Raw genomic sequence first — 16,847 nt, 5'->3', positions numbered from 1 at the left:
GCCTCCTCCTCGAGATCCCCGTGGCCCTGCCGGTGACACGGCCTCCCGAGACGGGCGAGACCTGAGCCATGCCGACAATGCGCGCGTTGCGCTCCCTCACGGGTCCGATCCGCATTGCGGTGACGCAGGAAGCCCCCGTCGCGCTCCGCATTACCGCAGCACCGCTGCGCATCCGGCTGCTCGGCACGCCGGGGCCACCGGGGCCTGAAGGCCCGCCCGGCGACAAGGGTGATCAGGGCCTGCCCGGCGTCACCGTTCTTCCCACCGACACGCCCATCAATGGAGGCTTCTTCTGATGGCCAACACGATCCAGCTCAAGCGCCGCCTAGCCGGCAATCCTGGAGCGCCCGCCGCGCTCAAATCCGGCGAGCTCGCCCATAACGAAGTCGATGACACGCTCTATGTCGGCAAGGGCGATGATGGCGCGGGCGCGGCTACGGCCATCGTGCCGCTGGCGGGCCGAGGGGCCTTCGCCGATCTGACCAGCCCCCAGACCATTGCCGGCGCCAAGACCTTCTCGATTGTCCCGAAGTCTGCGCAGGATGCATCAAGCAGCACCGACCTTGTGCGCAAGTCGCAGTTAGATGCGGGGCTCGCCGGAAAGGCGGCCACAAGCCACACACATGCAATCTCGGAGGTAAGCGGGCTGCAAGGCGCGCTCGACGGCAAGGCTTCGACATCGCATAGCCATGCCATCGCCGATGTGACGGGCCTGCAGACCGCGCTGAACGCCAAGGCGCCGCTGGCCTCGCCTGGCTTCACGGGGACACCAACGGCGCCCACGGCGGCAGGGGGCACGAACACGACCCAGCTGGCCACGACCGCCTTCGTGCAGAGCGCTCTTGCCGGGCTCGGCGCGGGCGACATGGCCAAGTCGACCTATGACAGTGACAACGACGGCAAGGTGGACGCCGCCGAAGCAGCCGACAGCGTGCCCTGGACCGGGATTGCGGGCAAACCCTCGAGCTTCACGCCCGCCACGCATAGCCATGCGATCTCGCAGGTGACTGGGCTGCAAAGCGCGCTGGATGCGAAAGCGCCGCTGGCCTCACCGACGCTCTCCGGCACGCCGACCGCGCCGACAGCTGCGAGCGGCACGAACACGACCCAGATCGCGAGCACCGCCTTCGTACAGGCGGCGATTGCCGCGCTGGTTGACGCCGCCCCCGGCGCGCTCGACACACTCAATGAGCTGGCCGCGGCCCTCGGCGATGATCCGAACTTCGCCGCAACCGTCACCAATGGGCTGGCGGGCAAGCTCACGATCGCCGCGAACCTCTCCGACCTGACCAACATCGCCAGCGCACGCACAAACCTCGGGCTTGGGTCGATGGCGACCCAGAACGCCAACAACGTCGCCATTACCGGCGGCAGTATCACCGGCGTGGCGCTCGACGGCGGCACGTTCTGACCGGGCGGCAGCCCAGACGGGTTCTACCCGATCAAGCCCGCAAGTCCCTCAACCAGCAATCGCCTCAGATGAGGCCAGGAAGGAGACGGCCATATGGCCAGCATCATTCGCCTGAAACGCTCCTCGGTCGCCGCCAAGGTGCCGACCACGGCTCAACTTGATCTCGGCGAGCTCGCCGTCAACACACGCGACGGCAAGCTCTTCCTCAAGCGCGCCGATGGCAGTGAAGAGATCGTGGAGGTCGGCGCGCGTTGGGGCGCCTTCACCGCGCATGCCGCCGGCAATACCCTGACCTTCCGCTACAACGGCACCGACATCCTGGCGCTCGACGCCTCCGGCAACCTCACCGTGCTGGGCGATGTCACGGCCTTCGGGAGCCCGTGAGCCATGGTATTGCCGCTTACAGGTCCCCTGTCGCTGAGCCAGGTGAACACCGAGCTGGGCCGCGAGGCCGGCACCACCATCTCGCTTGGCGAGGCAGAGGTGCGGGCGCTGGCGGGTGTCGGGTCCGGCCCAATCAGCAAAGCCAGCCTGCGCGGCAAGGCGGCCCAGTTCACCCATATGATCACCAGCCACAAGCTGCATCTGAACCTGCGCAGCTATCTCCTCGGCATTGGTTGGGACGGGACCAGCAAGGTCGAGGTGACGGTCGCCTCAGGCATCTACATTTGGTCGGACAACACCTCGATCCCGGCGCTCGATATGGGCGGGGCCTTCCCCGGAGGGCTCACGCTCGTCAATCGCGGCTTCATCATGGGTAAGGGCGGAGATGGTGGATATGTAGAGGCCGACCGGACGACTTATGTCGCGCCGACGGCCGGCGGCCCCGCGATTGTGCTCACCGGCCCGATCAGCATCGACAACAGCACGGGTTATATCGGCGGCGGTGGCGGGGGCGGCGGGGCTCAAAACGGGGCGCCTGTCGCCATAATCATTAAGGAGCCAGCCTACGGCCCCGGCGGTGGGGGCGCTGGCGGCGGGCGCGGCGGTCCGATGCTCCATGGCGACACGAATGGCACTGTGCTGGGCAGCTTTGGCGCGGGCGGGGCCATTGGCCAGATCGGGGCTGTCGCTACGGATGCGAATAGCTGGGCTGGGCAAACCATCGCGGCGCATGGCGGCGCGGGTGGGACGAGTGGTGCCGGCGCGATCGCCGGTGGTGGACTTTAGGAGGCAGACATATGGGCAGTGGTGGTGGCAGTGGTCCGCAACAAATTGGGGGGATCTCTGGCCAGGGTGGTGGCCGTATTCTGCCGGGGGCAGCCAGCGGCATTGGTGAGCTGATCACCACATCGCCCAGGCAGGAGGTCAGTTCCAATGTGTCGGCGGCCTATCCTGACAGGCGGCCAGTGCCCCCTTACGGCTCGGCATGGGACACGGTCTTTGCCGCGCCTGGCGGTGGACCCGGTCAGCCGGGGCACGGCGATGCCTTTGTCGTTTATGGCTATTTGAACACGGATGATGGCACGACAAGGCCTATGACCCCGCGCTCCGGCGGGGGCGGAGGCTGGGGGGCAGCCGGAGGGGCTGGCACCATGGTCACGAATGATGGCTACGTGCTCACAGCTGGCGGCAATCCCGGTGCGGCCGGGGGCAAGGCCATCGCAACCAATGCGCATCCGGTCACCTGGCTGGGTGGGTCCACCCGCGTCTACGGAGCCATCGGATGAAAACCTCCCTGCAGTTCTTCAAGGACATGGGCGTCTGCGACGGCGCCTATGCCTTCCTCGAGGCCTGGTTCACGGCCAACGGCCTCGAGACCTACGACTATCTCGCGGGCTATGCGCTGCTCGAGAGCCTGCCTGAGTTCCATGCCGCCGCTGCGGATGGCGGCCCCGGCCACGACACGGTCGCAGGCTGGTTGCAATGGGCGCATGACCTGCGCACGCGGCCCGAGGCGATCATGTACTTCGGCGATCACATCGAGGAGCCCTTGTTCCGCACCCATGACGGACATCTCCACGAAAGCCTCGCCGCCGCCCAGGATCACCGCCGCCGCGTCTTTGCCGAGCTTCGCCGCGACCATGCGGCAGCCCGCGTGATCAATGGGGTGCGCCTTGGCGATGCCGGCGCCGAGACCTGGGAGGTCGTCGTTCCTGCCCGAGATGATCTGACCCGTTACGATGCCTTCGTCTGGCACGACAGTACCACAGGGCTGAACCATCGGACCGAGAGCTATGCTGAGGCCATCGCCTTCGATGCTGAACAAGCTGAAGTGCTCAAGCGCATCGATGCTGCGGAAGCCGCGGCCGGCATTATGCGCAAGATCACCGATGAAAGCGGGGCGTTTGGCGTGTGGGTCGAGGTGGGATAAGGGGGCCAGGCAACACGGCGGCTCCGAATGCAAGCTCGACAACCGGTCGTGCATGATCCTCGATGAAAGTAATGATAGGTAAGCCGCCTGACATAGGATTCCCAACGCTACTGGGCGTGGCATGATCGGCGGTTGAGACGTGCCGACATTTGCCTTTACCTCGGCCCCACTGATCGCGCTAAGCTTCAAGCCCTGCTGACCTGCCGCAACACTCCGCCCAAGCTTGTCTGGCCGGCAGAGATTGTGCTGGCGACGGCGGACGACCAGGGCACCGTCAAGATCATGCTGCGGACGGGCCTGTCGAAGCCGACGGTCATGCGCTGGTAGGAACGGTATGACGATGAAGGCGTTCCAGGCCTCAAGCGAGACAAGACGCGGCCCTCGCGCGTCCCGCCTCTGCAGAGGGAGGTCCAGCTGAAGGTCATCGCAAAGAGCGTGCATGAAATGACACCCGCAGCCACGCACAGGAGCCGCGCGATGATCAAACTTGATCGCGCCGAACTGAGAGACAGCCAGCAATGCCCGCCGGTCGGCGTTCAATTGCACGCTCGTTGGGATCGACGCGGACACTCTGGCAATGATGAAAGAGGTCGACCGCGTCTTCAGCAGACACCCGTTGTTCGGGTCACGCCAGATCGCGGCCTATCTGCGCCGGGAAGAGACTGTTGTCGTGCGCCATCGCGTAAGAAGGCTGACGGCAAAGATGGCCTTGGAGGCAGTCTTCAAACGGCCCAGAACCAGCCAGCCGCACCCCTAGCATCTCGAAGGGCGCTGAAATAGTCTGCGATGCGGAATGATTTCCTTTCGGCGCAACTGTCTGGGTTTGGCTTCGGGGGCCTCGGCGCAGAAAGCATGCCTGTTTGACGCGGTTTGCCATCGTCACGCAGCCAGCAAGCGGGGCAGTCTGGCGAGGTTGTTGGCGGCCATTGTGAGGAAGAAGCGGGAACGCACCCGTTCGATGCCCCAATAGACGGTCTGGGCCATTCCGCCGACGGTTTTGGCCCAGCCGAAAGCCTCTTCGATCCGTTTGCGGTGCTTGATCGACAGGGCATAGCCCTCGTGCCGGGTGGTTCTGCCGTCGATCGCTGAATATCTCGCCTTCTGCGCGACATGCGGCGTGACGCAGGCTAGCCGCAGGTCGGCGACGAACTCGGCGGCGTCGAAGCCCTTGTCGGCGCCCAGCGTCAACTGCCGCGTCGATCCGGGGGAGTGGCGTTGGATCATGTCCAGTGCGGCGCGCCGTTCCGCGTGACCGTCGGCCTGCGTCAGGTCGCCCTGCACGATCAGGCCGTTGCGGTTCTCCATCAGCGCATGGCCGATGACGCAAAGCATCGCGCCGGTGCCGGGGGATTTCTTGTAGAGCCGGGCATCCGGGTCGGTGGTTGAGGCATGGGTGGCATTGGACCGCTTCTCGCCCCCGAAATCGACTTCCGCATTGCGGTTCTGGCGGGTGGGACGGGACATCGGGTCGGTCTCGGACGGTGTCGGTTCGGGGTGGTCTTCGGTAGGGCTGTCTGGACCGTCGTCAGACGGCGTCTCGGTCGCCTTCGGCTGGAAGCTCTTCATGGAGACCCAGGCCTTCACCAACGTGCCATCGACCGAGAAGTGGTCGTCCGACAAGAGCGGCGCCACCTCGCGATGGGCCAGGATCGCTGCCATCACCTTCCGGGACATGTCGGTTGTCAGCAGCCGGTCGCGGTTCTTGGTGAAAACGTTCGGCACCCAGACCGCATCGTCGATCCCGAGACCGACGAACCAGCGGAACAAAAGGTTATACTGCATCGGTTCCATCAAATGCCGCTCGGAGCGGATCGAGAACAGGATCTGGATCAGGCTCACCCGGATCAGCCGCTCCGGCGCAATCGAGGGGCGGCCGAATCGGTGTAAAGCGCCTCGAACTCGCCATCTAGGCTCGCCAGCGCGTCGTTCAACAGCTGCCGGATCTTGCGCAACGGATCTCGCGCGGGGATGCGCGCCTCCAGATCGACATAGCTGAACAGCGACCCGCTCGTCTTGTCCGTCCCGCTCATCATAACCCCCGCCGTTATCGTGTCGACGGTGAATCATGTTCTCAAACTACTGTCGAGACAGGACTATTTCAGCAGCCTGTTAGTCTATCCGTATCCGCTGACAAAGATGCAGATCGACTGCCCCAACCAACTCTGATGTTCCGATATCACTTGTGCACAGACGCGAAACGGTTATGGTTTCTGGTCACGATCATGCACTGCGCATCGCACAAAGTATTGAACTGGAGGCGGTCGAACAAGATGCACCCAGTCTTCTGCGTAGAGGCTTTGCAGAAGGCGATCTATCCTGAACTAAACAGCGATGACTTCCTCACCAAACATATTATAAAGGGCTGGATGACACTTTACAACACCGAGCGGCCCCATCCAGCGCTTGATCGGCTCACGCCCAACGAAGTATCTTGGGCGGACTTAAAAAGCAAAAAACACCATGAAACCTAACCCCGATACAGCTTAGAAACGCTACAAACCTGTCCGAAAAGGTGGGACCTCTTAAACCCAGCTTCCAGCGGTCCAACGTTGGGGAGCAACGCACTCAACCCCCGGGCTCTGCATGAGCTTGATGAATGACGGGGGTCACAGCAGAAGGTCAGCAACCGAATGGATTGCTTGGTAATAAATCTTGCCGCTGCAAACCCCCGCATGGCATTTATCGCCGATCAGCTAGATGCGCTCGGAATCCCATTTCAAAGATTGGAAGCAGTCACGCCTGATAAGATTGGAGAACTGGAGCAGGCTTACGCCTGGTCAAGCTGGGAACGCCCTCTCAAAGAAACGGAAAAAGCATGTTTTCTGAGCCATGTAAACGCATGGAAATACGCCGCAGCAAAAGATTGCCATACCCTGATATTGGAAGATGACGCACTTCTATCTCGCCAGACACCCGAGGTCTTGAAGGTGATTGAAGATATTGGTGTCGTCGAGCATGTGACGTTAGAGGTCCGCAAACGCAAGAAGATCGTTGGCAAAACTGGGCGCCAAATCGGGTCTGCTCATCAACTTCTTCGCCTCTATCAAGACAGGAGCGGTGCAGCAGCTTACGTTCTTTCGCCTTCCGGCGCGCAGAAACTTCTTGTGCGGGCGTCTACTCAGGTCGCACTCGCTGACGCCATGATCTGCAAAGCCTATGAATTGAAAAGCTATCAAATCGAACCTGCCTGCGCCGTGCAACTAGACCGCGCATCGGCCTACGGCATCGGAGCAATACCCAGTACGGTTTCTCAGATTGATGCAGGTAAACTAATCGCAGCGGACAAGCGCAGCTTCGGCTTTCGTGCCCGCCGGATCGGTGCACAGCTTCGAATGGCCGTTCGCGCCCTGTTGCTCCTTCGAGTAGCGGAAAGGCGCGAAATCAGACTGAATCCAGAAGATTTCCACCGCAGTTGAGTTATTCCTCCCACCACCGGGTTTTCTTGCGCCGGTGAAGAATGCGCATCCGGTTAAAAACCGTGTCCTCAACTTGGAACCTACGCCAGATTTCATCGAGGATCGGTCCCGCTGGTTCCACAGACATGAACGGATGAAGGCGCCACATCATGTTGCGCAGCGTGTCGTCAGTTCCAACGGTAAAACAGGACATGCCTTCAAAGAGCGGCACAAGTTCTTCCTGAAGCGTGGCGACGCGCGCAGGATCGACCGACAGGTCAGCTGCATTCGTAATGAACCGCTCGCTTTCTTGCATCTTCACTGTATTCACAAGCACTGACGCCATCATGGCGACCGCACGAACGGCAGGTCCGGGATCATGCTCCGCGAAGGTATCGGTCGCTGAGACGAGCCACCTGATGTTCAGGTTCTCACGCAAGAAATCACCCTCTTGTTCCCAGAGGGAGCGAAACTCGGCGTATTGCTGCGAAGTCTGAAATTCACGGCGGATCAAGACAATCAGCTTCGCATGATACCAGAGCAATTCAGACTGCCCCGCGAATTCACGGCGAAGATTTTCCAAGTGCTGGTCAAGCGACTTCGTAGAGCCGCGAGTTTGCTCAGCATCCCCGAAGTCAATGATTGTCTCTTTGAGACTGCTAAAATCCGCGCCTCTCGGCGCGTGACGGCGTGCTCCCCAGCGCTTGCGATGCTGGTTGAGCGAGAGCAAGCGACGCAAGCGGCTAGGCTTTTTCATAACCACACATCACGTATATTGTTTTCATCGTCTCGCTCACTGCTTAAGCAACCCATAAAGTCGGACAACATCCCAACGCCGCCTCCAGCGTCGATTTTTCAGAAACGGACGCAGCAACCGGTAGCCGAAATGCACTCTGTCTTGATTAAAGCGACCGGAGATATCTGTGTCCCGATTGGTTTGCTTGATAATCGGTCTGGCCAGAAATGCTTGCCGCAAGCGACCAGAGGAATGGCGCCAAACTAAATCAATAGGAAAGGAAATATTTTGCGCCGCACCGATAAAATTTTGTGCAGCCTTGCGCGACACTATATATCCACTCCCCAATGCTGGGGCTGGATCACATTCACACACGATTCCTATTTGCAAAATGGGATTCAGTGCAAAAATCCTCCAGCGTCGACGCCATTCTAGTTTCTTCCACTGCTTACGTTTTTTGTAGTGCAAGAGTGAAGGGCGCTCCACTTCCTGCCTTCCCTCCAAGGTTTTCTGCAATTGGTCTTGATCTAGGCGGAATGGCTCATTTGAGGAAAGGTTCAGGAAGTCATATTTGCGAAATCTTTCGAAATTTCTAAGAATTTCCGTTAGTGTCTGGTCGATTTCGACATCATCTTCGAGGATCAGTGCATACTCCGCGTCGCTTTTCAGAAATGCCTTCCACACTGCAATATGAGACGCGGCACACGCAAGTTCAGCCCTCGTGCAATATCTCTTTTGGCTGGCAATAAATCTATGAGGGTTAACACTGGCAATAGCAGCCCCCTTATCCGCCCCGTCAATGGCCGAAAATCTAATAAAGGGTATATTAAGATTTTTTAACTGGACCGAAATCATTTCCAACCGATCCGAGCGCCGATCAAGATTGATTAGATATATATCGATTGACGAAGACACTCCGCTTTTCCTTATAAAGATGGAATATTAACGATGGCGTAGCCGAATATTTGCCTCGAAGGCCTATCAGATTATGTCATTCATGGAGTAATCCTGACTGAAGTCGAAATTCGACAGAGCATTCCTGAAACGTTCAGCGATATCATCCGAGCCACGCTCGTCGACGCGTTTCTTAGAAGAGCCGACGAAGGCTTTCAACTGACGGGATGCCTGCTTCTGATCGATGAACGGGCGTATTTTTTTCTTTGCCGGATAGTAGAATATCCTGTCTCGCGCATCTCGTATCCAAGGCCTCGGAAAACGAAAGATGCCGTCATTCAAAAATAGGCTCGACAACTCCCCGGCCTGCGCAGTTCGATACCAAGCAAGTGTCAACAGAACCTGATCCCAAACATGCGGGTTCTTCTGACAAAGCTGTGCCCACTCGCTGACAAGGCGCCCCGTCGCCTCCGATCTATTCAAATAGACGAAGCTTGAAATGTCGTACCAGCCATGTCGGCGCACCATCGCGACGTCGAAGGGATTACCAAACACGAAACTTGGTGCTCGTAGAACCTCGGCGTCTGCATCCACCCAACAGATCGGCCCGTCAGTTTCATTCCAGACTTTCTTAATGAACTTCGATTTCAGGCCGGTATTCGCAACCCAACTCCCGAGTGACTTGATCGGTTCGATGCGATGCGGAAGGTCCAGCCGGTCGAGAGAGAGGCGAAGTTGATTTGCCAGCGCCTCGTAAGGTGTATCCTTCGTATAATAGGACACAAAGAGTGGAGCTTCGCCCCGCTTGGTGTCCAGAAGTTCGATCTCTTCCGGAAGGACGCAGCAGGCGATCTGGTCAGCCTCACCTTGTATGCGGCTATGCGCGATCACGCGCTGGTTGGGGCTAAGTCGTGTCGATGGGCTACACCATTCGCCACCCCAGTCGTAAATCGAATCGTTTCCAGCTTTCAATGCGATACACCCATTCTATTCTGGCCCTTAGTCGAACCACGTTCGCTCAATCGCTGTTGATATACCGGCTAACACGAAATTAACAGATTCCCCTTCGGTCCTCGATGCTCACTCAACAAACCGATACCGCCCCTTGGCCTCTTCCAGCTTGTTCGCTGCGCACTCCGACTTGGCTATGGCGGCCTTTTTTAGCCTCACCCCATATCAGGCCGGCATTGTTGCGGAACTCCAACGGTAAATGTTTCACATCACGAATCCAGTTAGTTAGAGGGGCGGCATGAGCAAGCCTGACCCTACTCGCTACCGCATAACCAACTGGCCTGACTACAATGCCGCGCTCAGAAAGCGCGGGTCTCTGTTGATCTGGCTGGGCAAGGATATGACTTGCCTCGCGCCGCTTGAGGGCCCAGGGCGGCCACACGTCTTTTCGAACACCACGATCCAGTTCTGCCTGTCGCTCAAGCTGCTGTTCAAGCTGCCACTCCAGCAAACGACCGGGATGGTGGCCAGGTTGCTCAAGATGGCGGGACTGGATTGAAAGATCCCTGATTACAGACGCTTTGTCGACGGCAAAAGACGTTGGCCGTCCCAATCCCGCAATCGGCGCGCCGATGGGCCGCTCAATTTGCTCGTGGACGGCACCGAGATCAAGTTCCTAGGTGACTGTGAATAGCAGGCCCCCAATCACGGTGTCAGGGGCGTCACAAATGGCGCAATGTCCATCTGGCTATGGATACTGCCACCTCCGACATACTGGCGGTGGAGTTTATACCCAGCCGAAAAGCGTCGTCCCGATGGACCAGATACCACGCCCGCAGCCATATCGAAGCGAAGATGCGCGGCCTAAAGTCCTTCGGCGAACGCATCGCTGCCCGCGTCCCCGGCCTACAGACCACCTAAATACACATCCGTATTGCACTCATGAACCACTTCAACGCCCTCGGCACCGCAGACATCGTTCGCGTCGTTTAAAGTCAATTCGGTAAGGGGCACTCATGCCTCAACACGTAGTTCTGCAACAATGCCCAGTGGATGCTCCCTCAAACACGCTTGTGTAACTGACAGAAACTTGCGGTGCGAAAAATTTAATGGCAGCCTATCCTTTCCCTAGACCCGGTAAAATGTGAAATACTCGCTCGATGAAACCTTTGTCGATTAACGCCTGCGATGTGATCGCACCCAACTTCAAGCGCCGTCTTTCCGGTGTGACATCGACCATCGTACGGTTGGTTCCGCTTCAGGCTAAAACGATAAATATTTTGTCCATAGGCGGCGGGTTGCCACCACATGTTCCCAAGGTTAGTTTTATGCGCCTCCTGACCATGTCGCGACGCGGGCCGTCCGGACCGAGGGTTTGGCACGCCCGCCGCAATATCGAGATGATCGGCGGGCTGTTTCTCAAACATGTCTTGCGCAAGCATTTGAAGCTCTTGTTCACTTCGGCCTCACAGCGGCACCACACGAAGCTGACGAAGGCCTTGATACGCCGGATGGACAGGGTGGTTTCCACATCGCGCAAGACCGCCAGTTTCCTTGAGCGCGACTCTACCGTCATTCTCCATGGTATCGACACAGAAACGTTTTGCCCGCCTCCGAACAAGGCTGAGGTCCGTACGACCCTCGGGCTGCCCGAGACAGGTTTTCTGGTCGGGTGTTACGGGCGGATACGGGCGCAAAAGGGCACGGATGTGTTTGTCGACGCCATGATCAAGGTGGTTGAAGCCCATCACGATTGCACCGGCATCGTAATGGGCCGTGCGACATCCAAAGATGTCGATTATGAAAACGACCTGAAACGCCGGGTGAAAAAGCTTGGCCTTTCTGAGCGCATCCGCTTTGTACCCGAGGTTCCGGTTTGGGACATGCCAAGCTGGTATCAATGCCTCGATGTCTACGTAGCTCCCCAACGGTGGGAAGGGTTCGGCCTAACACCGTTGGAGGCTATGGCCTGCGCCGTGCCTGTGGTAGCCACCCGCGTCGGCGCGTTTGAAGAACTGGTGCTAGACGGTGTCACCGGGGCCTTGATCGCTCCATCAGACAGCACTGCGATGGCCCAGAAGCTGCGCTCACTTTTAGATGATCCCTACGCATTGCAAAAAGCCAGCGCCGCCGCCCGCGCCCATGTTATGGCCGAATTCCAAATTCAGAAAGAAGCCGCTGCGCTGATCAATGTGTACCGTCAAATGCTTAATTAATTGCAGGTTGGATGCCCAACCGTAACAACCTAACACTTAAGCGTCCTCCCCTCTGGATAATGGTAGTGTCTCGGTGTTGATGAAAATTTGAAGGCGGCGCAATCTGCGGGTCAACAACCAACCACCCAACCAGCGTCGGCAACCGCAAGGGAGACCACGCCATAAACCAGATTGCCGAAAATGATAGCTTTGCGCCACTGGCCGGGGAGGCCGGGTTCTACCCGATCGACGAGCGGCCGCGGGCCAACGTCCGCGCAACCATCGAAGCGGTTTTCGAGGAAGAGCTCGCCAGCTTTCTTGGTCGCATGCGCTACGATCGGGGCGACGGCCCGGCGAAAGGCTATCGCTAAGGGCACCGAGATCGTCAGATAACCGGCACCTTCGGAACGGAAACGGTGCGGGTGCCGCGCGCCCGGATCGCGGTCGATGCCGGCAAGGTAACGGAATGGCGCTCGAAGGCGCCGCCCTAATAGCAGCGCTTGACCGAGAAGGCCGAGCTCGCGACCGCCGCACTCTACCTCGCCGGACCCAATGCTGATCTGACGCGCGCCATAGTGCACGCCAAGCAGCTCCGACCAAGTAGCAGTCGCTTATAGCTGCGCCTTCAGTCTTTCTTGTCAGCCCCGGCGACAATCCATGTTTCCGACACCCGCAGCCTTATCAGCCGGTAAAGGCGCATCACGACGCGGGTACTTTCAAGGTAGGCGCGGTAAGGTAGCACCGAGAGGTACCGCCAACGTGGGAGCTTCGCAGAGCGCACGTCATTTTGAATCTGTGACACTGTTTCAGTTCGCTGGTCAGCCGGCACAGGATATACAAAGGAAGCGCGCAGCCCACTCAGATATTCTAGATCGAATGCAATGTCCCATGACAAGCGCATCGGAACAAGCCGCTTCACGAACCACTCAGCCGCTCGGCGGTTGATCACATAAGCCCCTGCCCCTTTTTCCCGCAGCAGCGCAACGGCAAGGTTTCGTTGTCCAATGAGAGGCGCATATGGCAGCTTGGGTCCGGTGTTCAGCTCCGAAAGACGAAGTATGTCCCAGCTCGCAGAACATGCAACAGCAGCCTCCAGCACCTCGGCAAAATCGTCGGAGAATGCCACGTCATCCTCGAGGATTAAAGCATAGCGTGCATCCGTAGCAAGCAGCCGCCTCGCACACTCCACATGGCTAAGGTAGCAACCCACCTCTGATGGGATCCGTCGTCGACCGTGCAGAAGCTTGAAGGACAATTCGCTGAAATCAGGTGTCGGGAAGGTCAGGGAACGCCCGTCCACTGCAGGGACACGCTCAAATGCAAGTGGCACCGCATTCAGCCGATAGGTCATCCTAGCTAGCCGTTCCGTAGCGCGGTCAAGGTTAATGAGATACACCTTCAGATCGGTCGTCTGGCATGGGGTGGTCATCATTAACCTTAACCTAGACTTCTAGCGCAGCATCAAACTGCACACTGGCAAAATGGTGATATACGCATCGATCACTTCTCATATACTACGAAACGGAAGACTGGCAAGTTTCAAACGTGCAGGTGCTTAGAACGCTGCTCATCACCCGGCCCAATCAGGTCTGGACGATGGACATCACCTATATTTCTTTGGCGCGTGGGTTCATCTTGCTGTGACCCTGCTGTGACCCCCGACATTCATCCAACTGATGCCGGAGTCCGCGGTTGAGTTTGGCGCTGTTGCGCCGCGGGAGCAATGGGCGAGCGGCGGAACGTTTCCGTTGCGTGGAGCCGGTCGCCCATTGCAGTGAGTTGGGCCGCGAAAGCGGCGGGGGTCTGGTAGCTCAGGGCCGAGTGTGGGCGCTCGGCGTTGTAATCGGCCACCCAGTCCGCGACGACGGCGCGGGCGTGGTCAAGCCCGTGAAACAGCGTCTCGTTCAATAGGTCGTCCCGCATCTTCGAATTGAAGGCTTCGCAGATCCCGTTCTGCATCGGCTTGCCGGGCGCGATGAAATGCCACAACACGCCAGCTTCCTCGGTCCATGCCAGCATCGCGTTCGAGGTGAACTCGGTTCCATGATCGCTGACGATCAAGCCCGGCTTACCGCGCCGCGCGATCACCGCGCATAGCTCGCTCGCGACCCTGCGGCCCGAGATCGAGGTATCGACCACCGCAGCCAAGCATTCTTTGGTCACGTCGTCGATCATGTTGAAGACGCGGAACCGACGACCCTGCGCGAACTGGTCGTGCACGAAATCGACTGACCAGCGGGCGTTGGGAACTGCGACGGTCAGCAGCGGCGCCCTTGTCCCGGTCGCCGGGAGTGTCTGAAACTCTGTGTATCTGATCTGGCCCATGCGGTTTTGAAGTGGTCCCAGAAAACTGGACAGTCAGCTAAGGTGTATCCCAAACCTTTGAAGGGATACGAAAATGGCGAAGCGCCGGAATTTTACAGATCAGTTTAAGGCCAAGGTCGCTTTGGAAGCACTGCCTGGCGACAAGACCGTGCAGGAGATCGCAGCTGCTCTGCCCCCTGAAAACTGGATCGTTTGAAGCTGGAGTTTTCGGCTAAGCTTTCCTGGCTGGGAGAGGAGCGGAAACGCATGAAAGCATCGAAGTTCACAGAGGCGCAAAAGGCCTTCATCCTGAAGCAGGGCGAGCAGGGCACACCGGTCGCGGAGATCTGCCGCAAGGCCGGGATCAGTCAGGCGACGTATTTCAATTGGAAGAAGAAGTATGGCGGGCTGATGCCGGACGAGATGCGTCGGTTGAAGGCGCTCGAGGACGAGAGCACACGGCTGAAGAAGATCGTGGCCGATCTGACGCTTGACCGTGAGATGCTTCAGGACGTCATTCGGCGAAAGCTCTGAAGCCTGGTCGTTTGCGCGAGATCGTGACCGGGATGTGCGTCGACTGGGGCGTGTCGATCCACAGGGCCTGTGGGGCCATCTGCTTCGACACGTCCAGCTACCACTACAAATCCCGGCGGACGGACCAAGCTGCCTCTGAAAGGCGGATCAAGGAAATTGCACAGACGCGTGTGCGCTATGGCTATTCGGCGTGTTCACGTGCTGCTGCGACGCGAAGGGTTGGTAATCAACATGAAGAAGACTCGCAGGATTTACAATGAGTTGGGCCTGCAGCTCCGCAACAGGCATCCGAAACGACGGGTGAAGGCAAAGCTGCGCGAAGACCGTCAGGAAGCCGTCGGGCCGAACGATGGGACTATCCTGAATTTTGTGCGCTGACGTGGTAACTGCTCCCAGAGGAGACCCACGTATGAGCATCGATAAAGACCTACTGGACCGTTTGATGGAAGGCCGTTCCCCCGGCGATCTATTTGGCAAGAGCGGCATCTTGGCGGAACTGACCAAGGCGCTGGCGGAACGTGCGCTGAGCACGGAGATGGATGTCCATCTCCACGAAGAGCACGCCGAGGAGGCGCCTGAGGGCCGTAATCAGCCCCCCAATCGGCGAAACGGCAGCAGCCAGAAGACCGTGACCACCGACAGCGGCAAGATCGTTCTGGAGATCCCCCGCGACCAAAACGGGACCTTCGATCCGATGCTGATCGCCAAGTATCAGCGCCGCTTTCCCGAGTTCGAACGCAAGATCATCAGCATGTATGCCCGTGGCATGACGACCCGCGAGATCCAGGGACATATCGAGGAAATCTATGGCGTCGAAGCCTCGCCTAGCCTGATTTCCGCGATCACCGACGCCGTGATGGAGGAGGTTACCGCCTGGCAGAACCGCCCTCTGGAACCTCCTATCCGATCGTCTTCATGGACGCGATCCGGGTCAATATCCGCAGCGATGGGGCGGTCTCGAACAAGGCGGTCTTCGTGGCCCTCGCGGTACTGCCGGATGGCACGCGGGACGTTCTGGGCCTGTGGTTTCACGCCAATGAGGGCGCAAAGTTCTGGGCCAAGGTTCTCGGCGACCTGCGAAACCGGGGCGTCTAGTACATCCTCGTCGCCGTCGTGGAGGGGCTGAAAGGCTTCCCTCAGGCTATCGAGGCTGCCTTTCCCCAGACGCGGGTTCAGATCTGTATCGTCCACCTTCTGCGCCATTCCATGAACTTCGCCAGTTACAAGGACCGCAAAGCCGTCGCGGCCGCTCTAAAGGCATCTACACGGCAGTGGATGCCGACGCGGCAGAGCTGGCACTGGCAGAGTTCGAGGAAAGCGATCTGGCCAAGAGGTATCCGGCGATCGCGCCAAGCTGGCGCCGGGCCTGGAACGAGGCGATCCCCTTCCTCGACTACCCGCCCGAGGTGCCCAGGCTGATTTACACCACGAACGCCATTGAGGCGCTGAACTCGAAAATCCGCCGATTCGTCAGAACCCGAGGCCGCTTCCCAAGCGACGACGCCGCGGCGAAATTGATCTATCTGGCACTCAATGCTACATTGACCGAGTGTAAGCGCTCGGTGCGCGAATGGCACGCTATCAGATCTCAGCTCGCCATCATGTTCGAAGACCGCTTCCCAATGGCCTAACAAAACGCGTCAGGCACAAAATTCGGCACAGTCTCCGTTAGCAACGCTGCAAACCTATCCGAAAATCTAGGACTACTTCAGAGTTCTAGCCTTTTAATCGAGCTCGAAATCTCTATACCCTAATTCGCTGTTTCTTCAAAGATGCCAATTATCGTACGTGAAGCAGCGACAGCTTGCTCCATAGCTTCAATCAAGGGTAGGTATGCGCGCGATAGTTCCAGAGATTTTACTACTGAGTCTCTATCCCGCAGGTCGCACGACTTAGCTAGCTCGCAAAAGCCGGATATTTGCCCGATGAAATCTCTGTAAATGACTGCAGCTTCGAGTTCCGCACAAGCGCTTTGGTACATTTTTTCCTTGATTGTCATAGACCTAATATTCCCATTTCGCACACAACGCATCAGTAGGTAGCGTCCACGGACGTGGTGTAAATTCAGCGCCGTCTTCGGTGTAATCTCAGGTGGCCATCGAGGTGTATGGTC

General features: G+C 58.6%; 15 protein-coding genes and 6 pseudogenes. 15 read left to right on the top strand and 6 right to left on the bottom strand.

All coding sequences use genetic code 11. From position 1 onward, the window contains the following. The first annotated feature begins 68 nt into the window (after window positions 1-68). The 8 genes from P0X85_RS14765 (at window position 69) to P0X85_RS15180 (ending at window position 4,482) form a co-directional block, all read left to right on the top strand. Window positions 69-296 carry a hypothetical protein gene (locus tag P0X85_RS14765; protein ID WP_275815054.1) on the top strand — a complete coding sequence of 76 codons (228 nt, stop codon included), beginning with the start codon at window positions 69-71 and terminating at the stop codon, window positions 294-296. Further along, window positions 296-1,411 (top strand): phage tail fiber repeat family protein, encoded by a 1,116-nt coding sequence (locus tag P0X85_RS14760; RefSeq protein ID WP_275815051.1) that lies wholly within the window; start codon window positions 296-298, stop codon window positions 1,409-1,411. Before P0X85_RS14765 ends, P0X85_RS14760 begins: the two co-directional genes overlap by 1 nt. Before the next feature lie 93 nt (window positions 1,412-1,504). Then, entirely contained in the window at window positions 1,505-1,795 is a 291-nt protein-coding gene (locus P0X85_RS14755) for a hypothetical protein (protein WP_275814820.1), read from the top strand. A gap of 3 nt (window positions 1,796-1,798) precedes the next feature. Further along, window positions 1,799-2,581: a hypothetical protein gene (locus tag P0X85_RS14750; RefSeq protein ID WP_275815048.1), complete on the top strand. Its 783-nt coding sequence runs from the start codon at window positions 1,799-1,801 to the stop codon at window positions 2,579-2,581. A gap of 308 nt (window positions 2,582-2,889) precedes the next feature. Continuing rightward, the gene (locus P0X85_RS14745; protein ID WP_275814824.1) at window positions 2,890-3,081 is read left to right on the top strand and encodes a hypothetical protein; all 192 of its coding nucleotides are present in this window, start codon (window positions 2,890-2,892) and stop codon (window positions 3,079-3,081) included. After that, on the top strand, window positions 3,078-3,725 hold the full coding sequence (locus P0X85_RS14740; protein WP_275815045.1) for a hypothetical protein: 648 nt from the start codon (window positions 3,078-3,080) through the stop codon (window positions 3,723-3,725). Before P0X85_RS14745 ends, P0X85_RS14740 begins: the two co-directional genes overlap by 4 nt. Before the next feature lie 132 nt (window positions 3,726-3,857). Beyond that, entirely contained in the window at window positions 3,858-4,052 is a 195-nt protein-coding gene (locus tag P0X85_RS14735) for a hypothetical protein (protein WP_275815042.1), read from the top strand. A 250-nt stretch (window positions 4,053-4,302) separates the two neighbouring features. After that, window positions 4,303-4,482, top strand: a complete 180-nt coding sequence (locus P0X85_RS15180; RefSeq protein ID WP_420851846.1) for an IS3 family transposase — start codon at window positions 4,303-4,305, stop codon at window positions 4,480-4,482. Window positions 4,483-4,604: 122 nt separating this feature from the next. On the opposite strand, the pseudogene P0X85_RS14730 reads toward P0X85_RS15180, so the two are convergent. Further along, window positions 4,605-5,755, bottom strand: a pseudogene (locus tag P0X85_RS14730) (IS5 family transposase). A gap of 600 nt (window positions 5,756-6,355) precedes the next feature. Between P0X85_RS14730 and P0X85_RS14725 the strand changes: the two are divergent. Then, the gene (locus P0X85_RS14725; protein ID WP_275815039.1) at window positions 6,356-7,141 is read left to right on the top strand and encodes a glycosyltransferase family 25 protein; all 786 of its coding nucleotides are present in this window, start codon (window positions 6,356-6,358) and stop codon (window positions 7,139-7,141) included. A gap of 1 nt (window position 7,142) precedes the next feature. Here P0X85_RS14725 and P0X85_RS14720 read toward each other — a convergent pair whose 3' ends face one another. The 3 genes from P0X85_RS14720 to P0X85_RS14710 all read right to left on the bottom strand — a co-directional run bounded on the left by P0X85_RS14720 (window position 7,143) and on the right by P0X85_RS14710 (window position 9,722). Then, window positions 7,143-7,877, bottom strand: coding sequence for a hypothetical protein (locus tag P0X85_RS14720; RefSeq protein ID WP_275815036.1), 735 nt, complete (start codon window positions 7,875-7,877; stop codon window positions 7,143-7,145). Between the two features lie 36 nt (window positions 7,878-7,913). Beyond that, window positions 7,914-8,771 (bottom strand): glycosyltransferase family 25 protein, encoded by an 858-nt coding sequence (locus tag P0X85_RS14715; protein WP_275815032.1) that lies wholly within the window; start codon window positions 8,769-8,771, stop codon window positions 7,914-7,916. 66 nt (window positions 8,772-8,837) lie between these two features. After that, window positions 8,838-9,722: a hypothetical protein gene (locus tag P0X85_RS14710; protein WP_275815029.1), complete on the bottom strand. Its 885-nt coding sequence runs from the start codon at window positions 9,720-9,722 to the stop codon at window positions 8,838-8,840. A gap of 277 nt (window positions 9,723-9,999) precedes the next feature. Between P0X85_RS14710 and P0X85_RS14705 the strand changes: the two are divergent. The 3 genes and pseudogenes from P0X85_RS14705 to P0X85_RS14695 all read left to right on the top strand — a co-directional run. Beyond that, window positions 10,000-10,694: pseudogene (locus P0X85_RS14705) on the top strand (IS5 family transposase). Window positions 10,695-10,861: 167 nt separating this feature from the next. Continuing rightward, a complete protein-coding gene (locus P0X85_RS14700; RefSeq protein WP_275815026.1) occupies window positions 10,862-11,917 on the top strand; it encodes a glycosyltransferase family 4 protein in 1,056 nt (351 codons plus the stop codon). A gap of 161 nt (window positions 11,918-12,078) precedes the next feature. Then, a pseudogene (locus tag P0X85_RS14695) lies at window positions 12,079-12,450 on the top strand (transposase); the annotation flags it as partial. A gap of 71 nt (window positions 12,451-12,521) precedes the next feature. Here P0X85_RS14695 and P0X85_RS14690 read toward each other — a convergent pair. Together P0X85_RS14690 and P0X85_RS14685 are read right to left on the bottom strand one after the other, a co-directional pair. Next, window positions 12,522-13,325: a glycosyltransferase family 25 protein gene (locus tag P0X85_RS14690; protein ID WP_275815057.1), complete on the bottom strand. Its 804-nt coding sequence runs from the start codon at window positions 13,323-13,325 to the stop codon at window positions 12,522-12,524. A gap of 236 nt (window positions 13,326-13,561) precedes the next feature. Then, window positions 13,562-14,182: pseudogene (locus P0X85_RS14685) on the bottom strand (integrase core domain-containing protein); the annotation flags it as partial. 112 nt (window positions 14,183-14,294) lie between these two features. Between P0X85_RS14685 and P0X85_RS14680 the strand changes: the two are divergent. The 3 genes and pseudogenes from P0X85_RS14680 to P0X85_RS14670 all read left to right on the top strand — a co-directional run bounded on the left by P0X85_RS14680 (window position 14,295) and on the right by P0X85_RS14670 (window position 16,365). Continuing rightward, window positions 14,295-14,417, top strand: coding sequence for a transposase (locus P0X85_RS14680; protein ID WP_275815023.1), 123 nt, complete (start codon window positions 14,295-14,297; stop codon window positions 14,415-14,417). 50 nt (window positions 14,418-14,467) lie between these two features. Next, a pseudogene (locus P0X85_RS14675) lies at window positions 14,468-15,106 on the top strand (transposase); the annotation flags it as partial. Window positions 15,107-15,143: 37 nt separating this feature from the next. Continuing rightward, window positions 15,144-16,365 (top strand): annotated as a pseudogene (locus P0X85_RS14670) (IS256 family transposase). Window positions 16,366-16,847: the final 482 nt, after the last annotated feature.

The sequence above is a fragment of the Pseudothioclava nitratireducens genome (assembly GCF_029210495.1).
Taxonomy (GTDB): Bacteria; Pseudomonadota; Alphaproteobacteria; order Rhodobacterales; family Rhodobacteraceae; genus Pseudothioclava; species Pseudothioclava nitratireducens.
The sequence above is the reverse complement of the archived record's forward strand: the minus strand, read 5'-3'. Positions and strand labels throughout refer to the sequence as shown.